Annotated in this window: 17 protein-coding genes; 14 read left to right on the forward strand and 3 right to left on the reverse strand. The window is 32.0% G+C overall.

Features of this window, described 5'->3' with window-relative positions:
- The first annotated feature begins 5 nt into the window (after window positions 1-5).
- The 7 genes from LO744_RS20215 to LO744_RS20245 all read left to right on the forward strand — a co-directional run bounded on the left by LO744_RS20215 (window position 6) and on the right by LO744_RS20245 (window position 5,169).
- Window positions 6-698 (forward strand): hypothetical protein, encoded by a 693-nt coding sequence (locus LO744_RS20215; protein WP_230672648.1) that lies wholly within the window; start codon window positions 6-8, stop codon window positions 696-698.
- Complete coding sequence (gene traM, locus LO744_RS20220) at window positions 698-1,723, forward strand: conjugative transposon protein TraM (protein ID WP_230672650.1); 1,026 nt, start codon at window positions 698-700, stop codon at window positions 1,721-1,723. Before LO744_RS20215 ends, traM begins: the two co-directional genes overlap by 1 nt.
- A 1-nt stretch (window position 1,724) precedes the next feature.
- On the forward strand, window positions 1,725-2,273 hold the full coding sequence (locus LO744_RS20225; protein ID WP_230672652.1) for a DUF4138 domain-containing protein: 549 nt from the start codon (window positions 1,725-1,727) through the stop codon (window positions 2,271-2,273).
- A 5-nt stretch (window positions 2,274-2,278) separates the two neighbouring features.
- Entirely contained in the window at window positions 2,279-2,848 is a 570-nt protein-coding gene (locus LO744_RS20230) for a conjugal transfer protein TraO (RefSeq protein WP_230672655.1), read from the forward strand.
- Between the two features lie 5 nt (window positions 2,849-2,853).
- Window positions 2,854-3,114 (forward strand): hypothetical protein, encoded by a 261-nt coding sequence (locus tag LO744_RS20235; RefSeq protein ID WP_230672659.1) that lies wholly within the window; start codon window positions 2,854-2,856, stop codon window positions 3,112-3,114.
- The gene (locus LO744_RS20240; RefSeq protein WP_230672661.1) at window positions 3,111-4,577 is read left to right on the forward strand and encodes a hypothetical protein; all 1,467 of its coding nucleotides are present in this window, start codon (window positions 3,111-3,113) and stop codon (window positions 4,575-4,577) included. Before LO744_RS20235 ends, LO744_RS20240 begins: the two co-directional genes overlap by 4 nt.
- A 148-nt stretch (window positions 4,578-4,725) precedes the next feature.
- Window positions 4,726-5,169: a hypothetical protein gene (locus LO744_RS20245; RefSeq protein ID WP_230672663.1), complete on the forward strand. Its 444-nt coding sequence runs from the start codon at window positions 4,726-4,728 to the stop codon at window positions 5,167-5,169.
- Window positions 5,170-5,207: 38 nt separating this feature from the next.
- Here the strand turns inward: LO744_RS20245 and LO744_RS20250 are convergent, their stop codons facing one another.
- Window positions 5,208-5,411: a helix-turn-helix domain-containing protein gene (locus LO744_RS20250; RefSeq protein ID WP_230672667.1), complete on the reverse strand. Its 204-nt coding sequence runs from the start codon at window positions 5,409-5,411 to the stop codon at window positions 5,208-5,210.
- A gap of 107 nt (window positions 5,412-5,518) precedes the next feature.
- Between LO744_RS20250 and LO744_RS20255 the strand changes: the two genes are divergently transcribed.
- From LO744_RS20255 to LO744_RS20275, 5 genes are all read left to right on the forward strand, one after another.
- Window positions 5,519-6,607, forward strand: a complete 1,089-nt coding sequence (locus tag LO744_RS20255) for a hypothetical protein (RefSeq protein ID WP_230672670.1) — start codon at window positions 5,519-5,521, stop codon at window positions 6,605-6,607.
- 353 nt (window positions 6,608-6,960) lie between these two features.
- A complete protein-coding gene (locus LO744_RS20260; protein WP_230672672.1) occupies window positions 6,961-7,446 on the forward strand; it encodes a 3'-5' exonuclease in 486 nt (161 codons plus the stop codon).
- On the forward strand, window positions 7,430-9,070 hold the full coding sequence (locus LO744_RS20265) for a DUF262 domain-containing protein (RefSeq protein WP_230672675.1): 1,641 nt from the start codon (window positions 7,430-7,432) through the stop codon (window positions 9,068-9,070). The genes LO744_RS20260 and LO744_RS20265 overlap by 17 nt, the downstream gene beginning before the upstream one ends.
- Complete coding sequence (locus LO744_RS20270; protein ID WP_230672677.1) at window positions 9,057-11,195, forward strand: DUF262 domain-containing protein; 2,139 nt, start codon at window positions 9,057-9,059, stop codon at window positions 11,193-11,195. The genes LO744_RS20265 and LO744_RS20270 overlap by 14 nt, the downstream gene beginning before the upstream one ends.
- Before the next feature lie 55 nt (window positions 11,196-11,250).
- Window positions 11,251-11,442 (forward strand): hypothetical protein, encoded by a 192-nt coding sequence (locus LO744_RS20275; protein WP_230672680.1) that lies wholly within the window; start codon window positions 11,251-11,253, stop codon window positions 11,440-11,442.
- A gap of 7 nt (window positions 11,443-11,449) precedes the next feature.
- Here the strand turns inward: LO744_RS20275 and LO744_RS20280 are convergent, their stop codons facing one another.
- Window positions 11,450-12,331, reverse strand: a complete 882-nt coding sequence (locus tag LO744_RS20280) for an IS982 family transposase (protein WP_230672682.1) — start codon at window positions 12,329-12,331, stop codon at window positions 11,450-11,452.
- A gap of 46 nt (window positions 12,332-12,377) precedes the next feature.
- Here LO744_RS20280 and LO744_RS20285 point away from each other — a divergent pair, with 46 nt between their 5' ends.
- Both LO744_RS20285 and LO744_RS20290 read left to right on the forward strand, forming a co-directional pair.
- Window positions 12,378-13,907: an ATP-binding protein gene (locus LO744_RS20285; protein ID WP_230672685.1), complete on the forward strand. Its 1,530-nt coding sequence runs from the start codon at window positions 12,378-12,380 to the stop codon at window positions 13,905-13,907.
- A gap of 267 nt (window positions 13,908-14,174) precedes the next feature.
- Window positions 14,175-15,089: a helix-turn-helix transcriptional regulator gene (locus tag LO744_RS20290; RefSeq protein WP_230672687.1), complete on the forward strand. Its 915-nt coding sequence runs from the start codon at window positions 14,175-14,177 to the stop codon at window positions 15,087-15,089.
- A 12-nt stretch (window positions 15,090-15,101) separates the two neighbouring features.
- Here the strand turns inward: LO744_RS20290 and LO744_RS20295 are convergent, their stop codons facing one another.
- Entirely contained in the window at window positions 15,102-15,497 is a 396-nt protein-coding gene (locus LO744_RS20295; RefSeq protein ID WP_230672690.1) for a LexA family protein, read from the reverse strand.
- Window positions 15,498-16,387 lie beyond the last annotated feature (890 nt).

Genomic DNA, 16,387 nt, shown 5'->3' on the forward strand with positions numbered 1-16,387 from the left:
AATTTATGAAAGAACAAAAGATTACAGTGGGGAAAAATCTCTACACTGATCTCAATAAAAACAAAAGAACTGTTTGGGCAATACTGATTGTATCGGTGATTTCAATTATATGCTTCACTTACTTTTCTCTAGTTGTGTACAGCGACAGTACCACTAAAATTTACACGATCAACAATCGTGGCGATCTAATACCCTTGTCGTTAGTGGATGAACAGAGAGATAAAATAAAAGTAGTTCAGTCAAATGCCGAATATTTTGCAAAACAACTCTACGAATTAGATCAGTACAACCTGAAAGATAAGAAGGAAAAACTACTGTGGTTAGTTGACAAACAGCCCACTGAAATCATAAAAGACAAAGAAAGAAAAAATTACTATTCTAATTTTTTAAGTATCAACGGTCTAATTCAGAAGGCCGAAATTATACCGGACTCATGGGAGATAAGTCAGGTTGAAGAAAACCCTTTGGTTAATTTTTCTGTTATCATTAAGAGGATTAATGGTAACAACGAAGAGTTTTTTAAAGCTGATATTAAACTGAGAATGACAAAAGTTCATATCAACTATCCCTTTAATCCTTTTGGATTCTTGATCACAAATTTCGAGGAATCATTAAGCAGAATAGAAAAACCTTCTGATGATGAACAGGAAAACCTTGACAGTCTTAAAAGTAACCAGCCTAAACCCGTCGTTGAGTAATGGAAAAATTTAAACAAATCTGGAAAAGTCAATCTGAAGATCAGCGTCGAAAAATTATTGCATACAGTATAGTAGGAGTTTTAGGTGTAGGAATGTTCTCAGCAGTTTATCTCATAAAAAGCGAAGATACTATTCAAAAAGTTGATGAACTTTCCAATCCGGATGCCAAAGCAGGTAAGAACTACAATAGTAGACTGGAAGCTAACCAAATGGATCGTAAAGACTCAAGCAATATCAATATGGCGATAGATGAGATTTTCGGAACATCAAAACCAGAACCAGTCACGGAAGAACAAGCGGAAATCAATTCTGAAACATATTATGAACCAAACTATTCTTCGCCTCAAAGTTCTCAAACCAATTATTCAGGTTCAGCAAGGGGAGGAGGAGCTTCAACACGCAGAAGTTATCAATACGAAAATGAGAAAAACAATGATTCTGAATTTTATGAAGAACCCCAAAATACTTTAGGTATTTCTAAGGCAGAAAAAAGAGAATCTACCAAACGTTACAGCAAAAAAGAGCTGGTAGGCTTAGAGGAATTAGCAGAAAACATTGACAGAGAAGAAGACATTTCTAACCTTCAACAGGAGAAAAAAACCATGCAGATTAAAGCAAGACTTCTGTCTCAAGGCTTTATCAATACAGGGAAATCTATTTCATTTGTTCTCCTTGAAAAAGCGAAAATTAATGATGTAACGACAAAAAAAGGTCAGATAGTCACAGGCGTTGCCCAGGAACAAAACAACCGGCTAATGGTAAAGTTTACCACCATAAAAGCTGATGGCAAAATTATTCCAGTAGAAATGCAGCTCTACGGCTCAGACGGCATGGAAGGATTACCTATTTCAGGAGTTGAACAACAGTCATCTGGCAGAACGTCATCCATTATTAACAGTACGATTGGGAGCGTTCCAGTCATTGGTGGTATTGCAAACGATGCCATTCAAAATACCAGCAGCAATCGAAAATCAAATATCAAATTAACCCCAAACATTTCATGCATCATTTTATATAAAATTTAATATGAAAAAAATCTTAATTTTTGCTTTTCTATTAACGATAAGCAAAGCGTATTCACAAACCGCAACTATTTCAGATTCGGTAAAAGTAGAAAACACTAATGTTTCAGCAACCGAGAAACATATTACTATTTCTGAAAAAATATTGAAGAAAAAAGGTTGGATTAACAACCGAAATTCTTTCTACACCAGAGGAATGCTTGGTTTTATTAAAGGTATTTATTCAGGTGACAAAAAGATTTTCGTTTTAGCGGAATTCAGAAATACCACCAACATTAATTATGACATTGAAAGCATCTCATTTTTGTCTAATCCTATTAGAAATGGTGTGAAACAAATTGAAGCAGATGAAAAAATATATGTCCCTGTATATCAAACTGAGGCCGAATCCATCGATAAAAAATCAACTAAGAGAGTTGTTTTTGCCTTTGAAAAATTTACAATTTCTGATGATAAAAATATCATTTTAATAATGAACGAATTAGAAGGAGAGAGAACAATTTCACTTGAAATAAAACCACAATATATATCAAAAGCAGAATTTATCAACTAATAAGTATGAAAAAAATATTCACAACAACGTTATTACTGATTGGTTTCCTGGCTTTCTCCCAAGGCAGAAGAGCTGATCAGAATGCCTTACAAGCATCGTTTGGAGTAATGCCTGATACCGAAAAAACTGATCAAACTTCATTTATGATGAAAGCTGGCTACTCAAAAGTAATCGGTAAAAAAGGGTTTTTAGGTAAAGCTGAAATATTTTACCAAAAATATGGCGTGGGATACATTGATTCCCAGATTTTGCCGTATCAAAAAATCGGAATTTCTGCTCAGGCAGGATGGTCATTTGAAAATCTGTCACCATTCTTTCTTAATATATATTTGGGTGGCTTTGCTGCACACGAAACCGTTAACGGAGGGAAAAGTAAAGACCTCATATATCAAGCTGAAATTCCGGAAAAGGTTAAAGGAATTACTTACGGAATTAACGGCGGTTTGGAAGCGGAATTAATAATTTATAAAAATGTAAGCTTCACCGTAGATTACAATCAGTACTATGACCTCAAGTCAAATTTTTCCGAAACAAGCTACGGAGTACTCGGAGGTTTAAAAGTCTATTTAAATTAAACTTTATGATGGAAAACAGAAAAAATTACATCGAGATTATTTGGGTTTCATGCCTTGGCTTACTTTCCGCAATTCTGTGGGCAGTCCTCGGCTTTCTGACCTACGTCTTATACACATCAACCATTCTTACTGAAAAAAAAGAAGTATTAGATTTCTTGAATAACCGAAATGTTACAAATACCTTTCTCGGATTCGGATTACTATTTATTCTTTCTCTCATTGCGACTGCATTATTATTTAAAAAAATCAAAAATATTGAAATATGAAAAAACTACTTTTAATTTTCTGCACTCTAGTATGTATAGTCAGTTGTCAAAGTGATCGTGAATTGGAAGATTCTAGTTCTTCTCAATTTTCGTTTAGCATTGACCGTGACGAAAATTTCATTGAAAAAGCAGTAGGAGAGACAAACCAGTTAAAATTTAATGTAAATCCAACCTATGATTTTAGTTCGCTTGAAACCTCCATAAAATTCACAACCAATTTGGATGGTGTATTAAAATTAAATGGGGAAATTTTAAATGCTAATCAAAAATATACATTGACCTCAAAAGATAATATTTTTGAATATATCGGTAATGTCTCCGGAATACATCAACTGAAGTTTACCGTTCAAAATTCTAAAGGATTTTCTGCAGAAGAATCTTTTGAACTAAAATATTCGATTTCTGAGTTTGCTCTTACGTACATCGGTGGAACTGCTGACATTTATCAAGGTGATGAAACTAATTATTTAATGAAAATTGTTCCTGGCGCAGGGCAATTATCGAGTGGATACCAAATCAAGTTTAATGACTATAATTCGAACAATGGTAGTATAAAGCTAAATGGAGTAGATGCTCAAATAGGTCAGTTTTATCCTCTGCCAAATATTGATAATTTCAACATCGTTCTGAAGACAAACCAAATAGGTCAGGGTGCGCTGAATTACACTGTTAAAAACAGCACTGTAAGCAAAGATTATGATATTCAGCAAACCATAATAGCAAGAAAAATTGTTGTCGAATCAATGAACATCAATTCAACTTCCGTTGTCCCAAATTCTCCCATGTCATTAATTGGTATAGTAAAAAAAACACCCATTACTTCAAATTCATCTGTGAGCTATAAAACATGGATTTCTTCTGCTTCAAATAATAATATGACCGGTATACAGAACACAAACAACATCTATATTCCTTATGCTTTAACTTCTACTGGAAGTTTTAACTATAATTTCAATGCTGTAAATTCAGGAACCTATACCTACAATATTCAGTTTAAAGATGAATATGGAAATGAAAGTGATGTTGAATCTTTTACTGTACAAGTTCAGGCACCTTTAGAATTTATAGGAACACCCTCGGGGAGCTATACGATGTCCCGACAATTCTATCCTTCAGGTGGCAATAATGGATATCGGGTGCATTCAAAAGAGTACATGAAAAATTTTAAAGTTCAGGCAGGTGGATCTAATTCAATTACTCAGATAAAATATGAATATAGATTTACCTTTGCGCAGACTCCAAGGTTATTTACGTATGAGGAAAACTTCAACAGCGGAAATAATACTGTGGAATATAATAACACAACGGTTCCTGCACAGTTTTTACTAAGCTCTAATAATTTCTCTTTCACCGATACAGCAATACCGATTGTTGATGGAACGCTTAAAATTATCGTATTCGCTTCCGATGGAACATCTATTACCCAGACAGTTCCTATAGATGTTAATTTTGTGAATTATTAAAATAATATCTTCTCACATTCAACAGATTGTGTTTGGTTTTTTGGTGACAAAGGCTTGGATTTTTTCTGAGCCTTTGTTTTATAAAAATACCACTAAGTAGGTATTTTAGATAATAACCTCTTACTGTAACTTTATTAAAATTACAGACATGAAAAAACTATCTATTATTCTACATTTCCTCATGATAGGAATCTTCTTTTCGCACGCTCAAAAAAAAGTAGAGAAAATTGAATTAAATGGAGATACATATACCGTCAGTAAAGTTTTTCCAAAAGAAATTCTAGGGAAATATCTCTACGAAAAAAAGGGAGAACCTATTGTAGAACTTTACGAAAACGGAGAAGGTGTTTTTCAACCTCATATGACCGCTCCAATCAAGATTAAGTTTTGGATTGACTGTGATGAAAAAGGTATTCCCAGAAAAGAACAGCATATAGAATCCAGATATGGTTATACGTTACTCATTCAATATTTGGATGGCACCAACGGCAATTATGCTGTAGGGAAATATGACCTAATGGGAGTGCATATTCTGAAAGATTCGGGTTATGCTGTGATTTATGGTGAAAGGTATAAAGCTTTGACTGAATAATTTTCAACTCATCTATTCTTTTACATAAACTGATTTTTTTAAATCAGTTTTTTCGCTTTTAAAATAGCTCCAAGCTGAAATAATGTTTTAGCACCATATTGCCTGCGTATTGCTGTCAATCTTTTTTCTATAGTGCTTATGCTCACTTTTATGGCTTTCTCTTTTTGCAGATAAAGTGCTATTTCATTTATTTGCAGCCCTCTTTCTAAGCATTTTAAAATTTCAAGATCACGATTTTCCACAAGTTTATTTTTTTGTATAAATGTATGAATTAAATATTTATCTCATTTTACGTTATCCCATAGTATTTATATTGGACATGTTGCTATATTTGAGAAAAATTTATTCCATGAAAAAACTATTATTGCTGTCAGCTGTAATTTTCAGCACATTCGTCCTTGCTCAACAATCAAAATTTTCGGGCAACTATTCCACAAAATCTTTAAAGGAAATACACAAAACAGTACCTGAAAATGAAAAAAGTGAATTCTATAAACAATATTTCCGTGCCCTTTACTTTGAGGATATGAAAGACGTTTTTAATTATAAAAACTATTCTGATATCATTTTAAAAAAGTTCACGGATACTATTCTTTCGCATTATGATGGTGGAGAAGTTGTAAGTAATGATAATGAAGTTTTTAAACCAAGTACAACTTGGGACAAATATTTAGAAGACTATAATGCATACCTGAATATTGATCCTAAAGAAACAGATAGTCTTATTGCCAAAACGTTACTATTTAGAGATAAAGAGGAAAAGAAAAAATTCTTTGAAGGTTTGAAGGTTCAGATGGGTTCCTATTTTGATAAAGCCGAAAAATCTCCCGAACAACTTAAAAAAGAATACGAAGAATTAATTGCGGTCGAAAAAGAAAATTTTGAAAATGATCAATCTACAAGCATCGGATTGAAAACGATTCTGTATACACTGGATCAACAATTTGCCACCCAAGAAACTTCCGAAGAATTTCGATATTTATTACAAAAAAATTTCAGTTCTAGTATTGGTTTTGGCAATTACTTACCTTATCCCTCGAATGAAGCAGGAGAGGCCTCAGCTTTTGAAAGTTTACCTGGAGAAATACTTACTTACGCTACTGAAACAGGTACGGCAGAAGGCAGAAGTTTTCATAGCTACAAAATTACCGGAGACAATATAATACCAATAACTATTGACTCTTTTGATGATAATTTTTACAAAAAGGTTTCAAAGTATGCAAAAACAGGATGGCGCACAGAGCCTCGAGCTTTCTACACTATTGAGAAAAATAAAATAGGAGAATATGTTATTTCAACAGGCTTGTATACAGTAGATGACTTTAGCACCGCTCCTTCAATGAGTATCGAATATAAAACCACAGATTTTAAAAGTTTTACGCCTTTAAGAATTGCCAAGAATGAAGATGATAATCTTGTTTGGAAAAAGATTAAGTAAATAAAAGCCTGATTTTTTTGACTATGTACCACTGCCGTAGATTGGCAGGGTTGCACTCTACATTTATATAACTATAAATGAAAATCAGCGACTTCAATTTTAAAAAATTAAAAATCTAAACTATGCCAAAATTTTATTGCAAATGGTGCGGTAGCAATTACTCAAGTGTATCTTCTTTAGCTTCATTATCGTGTTCAAAAAATCCTGAAGGAAAAAAACACGCCCTTTACGAAGGCTCTGAAAAATCTCAATACACTTGTAAGTGTTGTGGAGCTAAATACTCCAGCTTATCGAGTTTAACCTCGCTTTCGTGTTCAAAAAGTCCAACAAAGAAACATCAGCCAGCATTATAAATGAAAAACTTCACAGCAATCGATTTTGAAACCGCGCAGGGTTTTCGCCACACGATCTGTCAGGTTGGGCTTGTACGCGTAGAGAACGGAGTCGTAACCAATGAAGTTAACCTTCTCGTTCAGCCTCCAGATAATTATTATTGGCCAAGATTTACTGAGATTCATGGAATCACACCGATAATGACAAGAAATTCTGCTACTTTCAATCAGATCTGGCATCAGATTGAACCTTTTATTAAAGGACAAACCGTTGTGGCTCACAATGGTTTGTCTTTCGATTTTCCGGTACTTCAAAAGACGCTGGAATATTACGGAATGACTGCCCCTGCATACGATAAACATTGTACTTACAGAATCTTTAAACAAAATCTGGCTTCACTTTGTGGTCAGTATAATATTTCACTAAACCACCACGATGCACTGAGCGATGCGAAAGCTTGTGCGGAGTTGTTTTTAATACATTTGAGAAATGGGAACCAAAATTAATATAAAATCTTACTTTGAAAAAGGACAGTTTGTTGTTCCTGAATATCAACGTGGCTATAAATGGTCTGTAAAAGATAAAAAAAATGAAAGCTCAATAACTTATTTTATAAAATCTCTAAGACAAGCTTATGATAATGAGCTTAAAGAGTATTTCATTGAGGCTGTGACAGTAGTAGAAGAAAGTGGAAAAATTATTCTTGTGGATGGACAGCAAAGAACAACTTCTCTTTTCCTTCTATTTGCATTTTTAGAAGATAAAGATTTTATAAAAAATAAATTGAATTATGATGTTCGTAAGGACAGTCATGAGTGGCTTAACAATTATTTATTAGAGTCCGCATATTCTCCAGATGAAGATGATAGTCAGGATATTTATTATTTCAAACAAGCTATTATTCAAATCAAAAATATTCTTGACGAAAATTTCGACCTTAGAGATTTTTCATTGTTTATTAAAAATAATGTCTTTCTTCTCTACAATGTAATTTCTAAAGATAAAGCCATAAATACATTTATTGCTTTAAATGGCTTGAAAGCAATAATGAAAGATGAAGAATTAATTAAATCTGATTTACTTATTAAATCATCAAGAATTCAAAACAACATTAATCAGAATAAAGAACAGCAATTCGGAATTGAATGGAAAATTAATGAAGATCGGGGACGATTAGCCAGAAATTGGGATAAGTGGCTATATTGGTGGAACCAAGATGAAATAAAAGATTATTTTGGTACGGGAAATCATCATCCTTTGTATTATCTCTTAATAACATACTGGAATATAAGTGGTGAAAATAAAAAATCAAAAGATTTTTCATTTGACAACTTTAAATCTCAATTTATATCTGATGGTATAAGTGCGAAAAAACACTTTGAGGGTCTTCGAAAACTTCAAAAAACCTTTGAAGACTTATATAATAACCCCCTAAGTCATAATTTTTTAGGCTTAATACTTAAAACCAGCAACTCGAGAGAAAGCTCTTTACGCTATTTTTTAGATGCAAAAAACACGGATAAAATTAAATTGGAAGAATATTCAAAATGGTCTTTGATAGGATCAACACATCTCGAAATTATAAACAATACAACTGAAAAAGTTAATGATTTAGAGACGGAAGAATATGTATGTGTCAAAAATAGAAAAGCTAGAGAAGCAATTGATCTAGTTAACGAAAAATATGTTTATTGGAACGAAAATGATGGAGAATACAAAGATTCTAGAAAAGAATTCGCATTTCGATTTTTGTTACTTCTAAACATTTTGGAGGATAATAAACTTAAAAGAAAATTTGATTTTTCAATCTGGCAAAATCGATCTTTAGAGCATATTTTTCCAAAGTCGAAAATGAAGATTCTTGACTTTAATAATGATGATTATATTGAAGGTAGTATTCATTGTATTGGAAACTTGGTCTTACTTTATGGAAAAGATAATTCTTCTTTTGGGGCGAAAGATTTCTCTGAGAAAAAAGACACCTATTTTAATACATCTCTTACATTTTCAAGCAGAAATCTCCTACATACAATATCTACATTTTCGAAGTCAAGTTGGACAGAAATAGAAATAATTTCCAACAAAACATCAACCATCAAATACTTGAATAAATATTATGAATTTAATTAATACACAAGAATATTCATTAAAGGAATTATTTTCCACCTCCAATAGAAAAATTATAATCCCAGATTTTCAAAGAGATTATTGTTGGGGCGATAAGTCCCATGGGGAAAATAATGATAAAGATTTAGTCAATGATTTCTTAGATACGCTACTTGAAGAGTTTGATAACAATAAATCTGAGATTATACTTGGCAAGATCGACGCCTATGAAAATCCTACTGATCATATCTATCTTACAGACGGTCAACAAAGAGTCACAACTTTGTATCTTTTGATTGGAATGCTGCACAAAAAATTTCAAGAAACATACCTGAAAAATTGTCTAATTTCTGATTTTGAAGAGTTGGATGACGATCAAGAACCTTATTTACAATATGCAGTGAGAGAAACTACAGTATTCTTTCTGAGAGACTTAGTTAATGAGTTTTTTATTAAGGAAAATGATTTAAAAGTCTATGACATAAAAAATCAGGCTTGGTTTTTTAATGAATATACTTTAGATCCTTCAACAAAAAGCATGATATCAGCATTAGAAATTATCGAAAGTAAATCAGCAGATTTAACTTCAGATTTTTGTCAGTTTGTGGTTGAAAATATTAAAATTCAATATTATAATGTTCAAGATAAAAAGCATGGAGAAGAGCGCTTTGTCATAATCAATACAACTGGGAAAAGTCTTACAGTTTCAGAAAATATAAAACCAATTTTATTAGGAAATACACAAAACTCAGAATTGGCAAAGCAATGGGAAGAAAGAGAAACATGGTTTTGGAAAAACAAAAAAAAAGATGAAAACATTTCAGATGAAGGTGTGAATGATTTTCTCACGTGGTATTTTAAGATAAAGAAACAGCAAGACAATATTGATATCATCAAGGAAGCTAAATTTCTATTAAGAAAAAATGATAATGAGGGCAATTTAAATAATATTAACGTTTATTTTGAAGCTTTGAAAACCATTATTTCGTTACTCGAAATTGAAAAATTTCAAAATCAATTCACTTACATTAATGGTAAAAACAATGTTTTAAATATTGTTGATATTAGAAATCTTAATTTAGAAAGAGTGCACAATATTTTGTTACCATTGCTAGCATTCATTGTTAAATTTGAGGATATAGAATCTATCTATGAATTCCTCAGAAGATTAAGAAAAAATTATTTTGATTTAAAAAGAAAGCACAGAAAGAACAACTATTTGGATTGGAGATATGTTCTTAAAATAATAGAAATTTCTAATTCATTACAGGAAATTCTAACTTTTAATACTATCGAAAATTCAATAGAAAGAATATCAAATATTCCAGTTAACATTTGGTATAATGATGAAGAAAAAACAAAAGAACAACTATCAGAGCATAAAAACTTAATTAACAAATGGGAGGATCATCCTGACTTCATGGGAGATCTATTTCCTCTTTTTGCCATTAGTGAAAATTTAAATATTTCTGATTTAGAAAAATTTTACACTGCTTATCTAAAAATAAATCCGAAGCAGTTTACTTACTCTACCAATATTAAACTCGGAAATATTTATCGATTAATTCTATACCTGAATGATGGTGTTTTTGAGCACCGAACCGTGGATGGATGGGGCTATTGTATGCGTAATAACTCGGATAAAAAATTATTTCTTCATACTGATTTCAAAATAATTTGGAAAAATTTCAAATCACTTTCAGAACAAGAATTATTGGAGTTTTTTAACGATAGGCTTAAAGAATTTTTTAAAACTACCGTTTTACGACATGGCGAAAATGTAGTCGAATTTGAAGATCTAATTAAAGACACCCGTAAGATTGGCCACTACGAAAGAGTTTTATTATGGGCAATTTTAGAGTTTTTAGATAATGACAATGAGATGTATTTTGATGGAAGTATTGCACAATTTTGGGAGAAACCTAATTTGATAAAAGTTGAAAATACAATGTCTGAAAATCAAATACAAGATTATTCTATAGGTAATTTAATTCTTGGAACGAGTTATTACAATAATAAAACGGGAAAATTTGACTATTGCCAATATCCATTGATGAAAATGCTGCAGGATAAAAAATCAACAATAACACAATCAGAAATCGAGGAAAATACCACAAGAATTACTCGAAAATTAAAAACTTTAATATAAATATACCCCGCCACCCCTTGTCCAACTCCCCATCTACCTTTGTCAAAAAAAGAACATGGAGACAACGACAAAAAAGCAAATTCTTGAAAATATCGGGAAAGTTTATGAAAAAGCAAAAGCTTGTCATTTGGAAGAATCATTCTTCAAAAGTATAGAAGCTGAGATTGATAGTCTTTCCCAATATTTTAAGACAACCGAGGTGCAGACCTTTTTTATTGCAATGGTTTTTACTTTTAATTACTCGTAGTGCATTATTAAATTAATTCAATTTTAAGTCTATTCATTTTTCTACTGAAAACAAAAACATTTACAAACTGAATGAAAGTTAATGCTGTTATTTTGCTCAATACCCTTGTTTTAAAACCGTTAAAAGATTTTGCGTAATTGTTTCTGATTTTAAATTGGTCGCAAAGTTGAGAGAATAAAGTCTCAATTCTTTTTCTGGATTTTCTGAAAATATATTTTTGTTTTTGATAATTTTTTTGGTTGTTTCTCATGGGTGTATCCAGCTTTATATTCGCATAATTGAACAAATCTGTTTGCACTTGGGTGGATAAATAACCCCTGTCTCCAATCAACGTACAATTGTTCATTTGATGCTTGATATCTTGCAAAAAATGAATATCATGAATGCTTGCTGTAGAAATATCAAAACTTTGGAAAACTCCGGAAACAGAACAAACAGCATGTAATTTGTAACCATAATAATAACTCGATTGAGAAGCGCAATAACCTTTGCTGGGAAACGAAAATTCATTTTCCTTACAAATTTTAGAGCGGTTCGCTCTTGCGTTTTTACAGATTTCTAAAGGCATCGAATCTACAATAAAAGTGGTTTCCATCTCATTAAATTTAGCAACCATAAGTTTTCTAATATTTTCCAAGTGTAAGAAAAGCTTTCTTTTTCTGCGATTAAACACACTTCTCTCAATCATTCCCTTTAGTTTTGAATTAGAGAGGTATCTAAACAACTGATATTCTGAATCTATCGATAAATATTCCGCAGAAATATTTATTGCAATGAGCTCTAAATCAGATAATTTTGGTTTAATTGGTTTGAAATAAAAATTTTCTTTGATGGTTAATTTTCTTAATTCCTTTAAAATAAAATCGTAAATTGCATCTAGGTCATTCATAACGTATTAGATTGATAGTCAATACAATATACGAAATTTTCGTATTATGAGTAACCTTTTTTATAATGCACTACGGGTTTTTAATTATAAAGGTGATACGGCAGATCTTAATATTTTAAGTGATTACTTTGGCTGTAATCCGCTGCGAATGTTGGAGTTTCATGAGGAGCTAGAAAATCTCTGCAAGAAAGGTCTTTTCCATAAAGAGAAATCGAAACGGAGATTGAAAATTTCAGGCGCTGGAGATCAGTATACAGTGGAAGAAAAAATAACTGAAGCCGTATTACAAGGTCTTCCATTGCCACAAATTAAAGCCAAAAAAGCATCAAGCATTACAGAGCTTTTGGAACAAATTTATGATTTGGGAACGAAAAGGGATGAAGACATTATTTCAACAATGACACTGTTTAGAGAAACAGAATTTCATATTGAAAAAAACATGCATTTGCCGCTTATCAATAGGATTTCTCAACTCGAATTCAGAATTCAAGAAACTTATCTTTTCCTCTATCTCATTTGGAAAACCATTTCTGGAAGCGAGACAACAGATATCGGACGCGCATTAGAAGGTATTTATGATATGAAGCAGGTGAGATTTGATAAGATGCAAAAGCTTATCTCTGAAGAACACATTTTAGTTAAAAATAACTGGGTTGAAATTGTTCCTGCTGATTTTTTCAATGATACAGAAATGAAACTGACGGATGTTTCACTTCAGTTTTTAAATGATTGCGATATTAAATTATTTATCAAAAAAAAGAAAAAAAACAATGTCATTGAGCCCTCAGACATTATTCAGAGAGAACTCATTTTTGATTTAGAAGAAATGAAACAATTGGAAACTCTGAAAAATCTGTTGCAGGAAGAAAAGTTTGTTGAAACTCAGAAAAGACTTAAAGAAAAGGGATTACCAGAAGGGATTACTGTCTTGTTACATGGCCACCCCGGAACGGGAAAGACCGAAGTCGTTAATCAGCTGGCAAAAGCAACAAAACGACAGATTATGAAAGTGGATATCAGTCAGACAAAATCGAAATGGTTTGGTGAAAGTGAAAAAATGATCAAACGAATTTTTACAGATTATCAGACATTTTCAAAAGATTGTGATCAAACACCAATTCTACTGTTTAACGAAGCAGATGCTATCATTTCAAAAAGAAAAGAGTTGACTTCATCGAATGTTGCCCAGACAGAAAATGCAGTACAGAATATCCTCCTTGAAGAGCTAGAAAACTTTGCAGGAATACTGATGGCGACAACAAATTTGGCAGAAAACCTGGATTCTGCTTTTGACAGAAGATTTCTTTTTAAAATAGTCTTTCATAAACCAGGCACTGAAGTGAGAGCAAAGATTTGGAAATCCAAAATTGCTACACTGAGAAGTTGGCAATATAATAATCTTGCAGAAAAATTTGATTTTTCAGGCGGGCAAATTGATAATATTATCCGTAAAATTGAGATACAGCAGATCATTAATAATGTACCGATAAATTTCGAAGGCATTGAGTCTTTCTGTAATGAAGAAATGATGATTCCTCAAAACTCTGCAATAGGCTTTATTCATTCAAAAAATTAGAAATGGCAACGATAACAAGTATGGGAATTAAGCTCATCAGAATTTCACCTGCAAATTTCTATCTTTTGGAAATTTCAGATAACGCAGGGATTTCCTGAACAGTTAGATATTCCGGTTCGAAAGAAGTAGGAGAGTTTTATGATCTGAAACGGCGAGGAGAAACTATTTTTGCACTCACTTCAACCGGTACATTTCGCTCAGTGGATGCCGGAGCGTATTGGATGAAGACATCATGATATTGGCATTTTAAATTTAAAAAAACAACCCATGGCAAAACAAGAACAAATGCTCCGGCTTCAATATATTCAGGATTTTCTACGAACCCGCAAAGATCGTGGGGCTACCTATTTGGAAATTGACCAATATCTTGAAAAAAAGTTTCAGGAAAAAGATCATGCAGATTTAAGTTTCTCCGAACGTACTTTCAAACGGGATCGGGAAGTGATGGAAAATGTTTTGGGAATCAAAATTATTTTTGATTTCAGCAAGAAAATTTATTTTATTGAAAATGAAGAGCTCACCAATGCTGAAGAATCTGTTTTCGATAATCTTCTTTTAGTAGAGGCTTACAGGGAAGCAAAAGCCAATTCTGAAATCATGTTTTTCGAACCGAGAAAATCCCGAGGTTTAAATTTACTACACGGAATCATTCATGCCATTCTCCATCAAAATGTTTTAAGTTTCACGTACACTAAATTTTGGACAGACGAAACTTCTCAACGTGCTGTAGAACCATATGCTTTAAAGGAGTTTCAACATCGTTGGTATCTTTTGGCTAATGAGTATAAAGCTGACAAACTCTTTGTCAAAACATTCGCTTTGGACAGAATTATGGATCTCGAAATAAAAAGCACCAGGTTTAAAAAACAACAATATAACGTAAAAGAAGCTTTCAAAAACAGTTTTGGAATAATCTCGGCCGACGGCGAGCCACAAGAAATCATTCTTTCCTTCGACTGGGAACAGGGAAATTATATCAAATCTTTACCGCTCCATCATTCCCAAACCATCTTGAAAGAAGAGAAAGGAAGAACTTTCTTTAGATATTTATTATCTCCAACTTATGATTTCAAAAAAGAAATTTTGTCATTTGGGAATAGGGTAATGGTGGTTGCACCGAAGGATTTTCGGGAGAAAATTTTAGGTGAGATTGGGGAGATATTTAAAAATTATAATATTTAACCTGAGTTCGGGTTAAGCGAAGCTTAAAAATAATTGACCATCATTTACTTTTTTCAAGTTTAATGATGAATTTTCTTTGAAACTTGGTCTGTATTTTTTTACGTAAAATTCTCCATCTAAAAAAACAATAATTACATCGTTTTCTTTCGGTAACATTCCTTTTTGAATTATTAAAATATCACCGTCAAAAATTCCTATTCCATTTAGTGAATCGCCTGTAACAAAAGCAAAAAAAACAGTTTCTTTATCTTTTATTAGAAGCTTTAGAAGATCTATTGTATCTTCAGGAAAATCAAGTGCAGGACTTTCAAAACTTCCGTAACCACCTGCTTTTACTTTGGCAGGGAGAACAGGGATAATAATATTATCATCATCCGTAAATTTTAATAATTGAATTGGACTTTTCACACTACAAAATTAGACAGATTTTTATAAGTTAATTTATGATTTCCGTTAAAGTTTTCTGCAACAAATCAAAATGCCCACTACGACAGAACTTGACGTAATTAAATTTTTATACAATAAATGTTTAATTGAGATTTAACCACTTAAAAATAATTTTTAAGTTTTTTTAAAAAAAATTTTGTAATTTTGTAAACTAAATAAGAAACCCAGCAATTTGGTAATCACTGAGTTTCATATTGAACTTTAAATATTGATTTGTATTTATACAATCATCTAAACATCATTAAAGTGCGTTCCGTACACGATGTTTGCCAAAAGTGGAACTTTTGATTTATTTCATTTGATTCTACATTTTAAAAGTTTAAAAACTACCTTGGGAATTGGCGTTTCAGATGGTAGTTTTTTTTTATTCTTAATCCGGCGCTCCGGATATCTATTTCTAATCTTCTGTTTCAACACTAAATTCAAAAAGTTTACTTTTAAGAGTACTCTTAAACTTTTTTTTCTTTAGTGAAAGCAAGCAGATTGCTACGATACATATAAATAAAAGTACCGCTACAATCCAAATTGTTATCATTTCCATTGGTAATCACTGATTTTCTTAACCCTAAATTGAGTATATATACTCCGACAAAAAGCATTATTAAAGTGCGTTCCCTGCACGATGCTTTTGAATACAAAAAGTGGAACCTACGATTTATTTCATATGTTTTTTACATTTTAAAAGTTTGACTGTCTTGGAAAATTGGCGTTTCAGATGACAGTATTACAAAGATACTAAAAATTCTCTCTGGCTGTTTTAGGCTGTATTTTCAGACTGTAAAGATACAAAGCGCATTTTCGGATTCCAAAAAGGTAAAATTTATTACTAAGTTTCCTTATATTATGATCAT

Origin of the sequence: Chryseobacterium turcicum, from assembly GCF_021010565.1 — a bacterium.
Classification (GTDB): domain Bacteria; phylum Bacteroidota; class Bacteroidia; order Flavobacteriales; family Weeksellaceae; genus Chryseobacterium; species Chryseobacterium turcicum.

What these genes read in the sequence shown, in the direction of transcription:
- LO744_RS20215 (WP_230672648.1), top strand. Translation starts at nt 6, where the DNA reads ATGAAAGAACAAAAGATTACAGTGGGGAAAAATCTCTACACTGATCTC.
- LO744_RS20245 (WP_230672663.1), top strand. Translation starts at nt 4,726, where the DNA reads ATGAAAAAACTATCTATTATTCTACATTTCCTCATGATAGGAATCTTC.
- LO744_RS20285 (WP_230672685.1), top strand. Translation starts at nt 12,378, where the DNA reads ATGAGTAACCTTTTTTATAATGCACTACGGGTTTTTAATTATAAAGGT.
- LO744_RS20270 (WP_230672677.1), top strand. Translation starts at nt 9,057, where the DNA reads ATGAATTTAATTAATACACAAGAATATTCATTAAAGGAATTATTTTCC.
- LO744_RS20280 (WP_230672682.1), bottom strand. Translation starts at nt 12,331, where the DNA reads ATGAATGACCTAGATGCAATTTACGATTTTATTTTAAAGGAATTAAGA.
- LO744_RS20225 (WP_230672652.1), top strand. Translation starts at nt 1,725, where the DNA reads ATGAAAAAAATCTTAATTTTTGCTTTTCTATTAACGATAAGCAAAGCG.
- traM (WP_230672650.1), top strand. Translation starts at nt 698, where the DNA reads ATGGAAAAATTTAAACAAATCTGGAAAAGTCAATCTGAAGATCAGCGT.
- LO744_RS20265 (WP_230672675.1), top strand. Translation starts at nt 7,430, where the DNA reads ATGGGAACCAAAATTAATATAAAATCTTACTTTGAAAAAGGACAGTTT.
- LO744_RS20230 (WP_230672655.1), top strand. Translation starts at nt 2,279, where the DNA reads ATGAAAAAAATATTCACAACAACGTTATTACTGATTGGTTTCCTGGCT.
- LO744_RS20260 (WP_230672672.1), top strand. Translation starts at nt 6,961, where the DNA reads ATGAAAAACTTCACAGCAATCGATTTTGAAACCGCGCAGGGTTTTCGC.
- LO744_RS20290 (WP_230672687.1), top strand. Translation starts at nt 14,175, where the DNA reads ATGGCAAAACAAGAACAAATGCTCCGGCTTCAATATATTCAGGATTTT.
- LO744_RS20275 (WP_230672680.1), top strand. Translation starts at nt 11,251, where the DNA reads ATGGAGACAACGACAAAAAAGCAAATTCTTGAAAATATCGGGAAAGTT.
- LO744_RS20240 (WP_230672661.1), top strand. Translation starts at nt 3,111, where the DNA reads ATGAAAAAACTACTTTTAATTTTCTGCACTCTAGTATGTATAGTCAGT.
- LO744_RS20235 (WP_230672659.1), top strand. Translation starts at nt 2,854, where the DNA reads ATGATGGAAAACAGAAAAAATTACATCGAGATTATTTGGGTTTCATGC.
- LO744_RS20255 (WP_230672670.1), top strand. Translation starts at nt 5,519, where the DNA reads ATGAAAAAACTATTATTGCTGTCAGCTGTAATTTTCAGCACATTCGTC.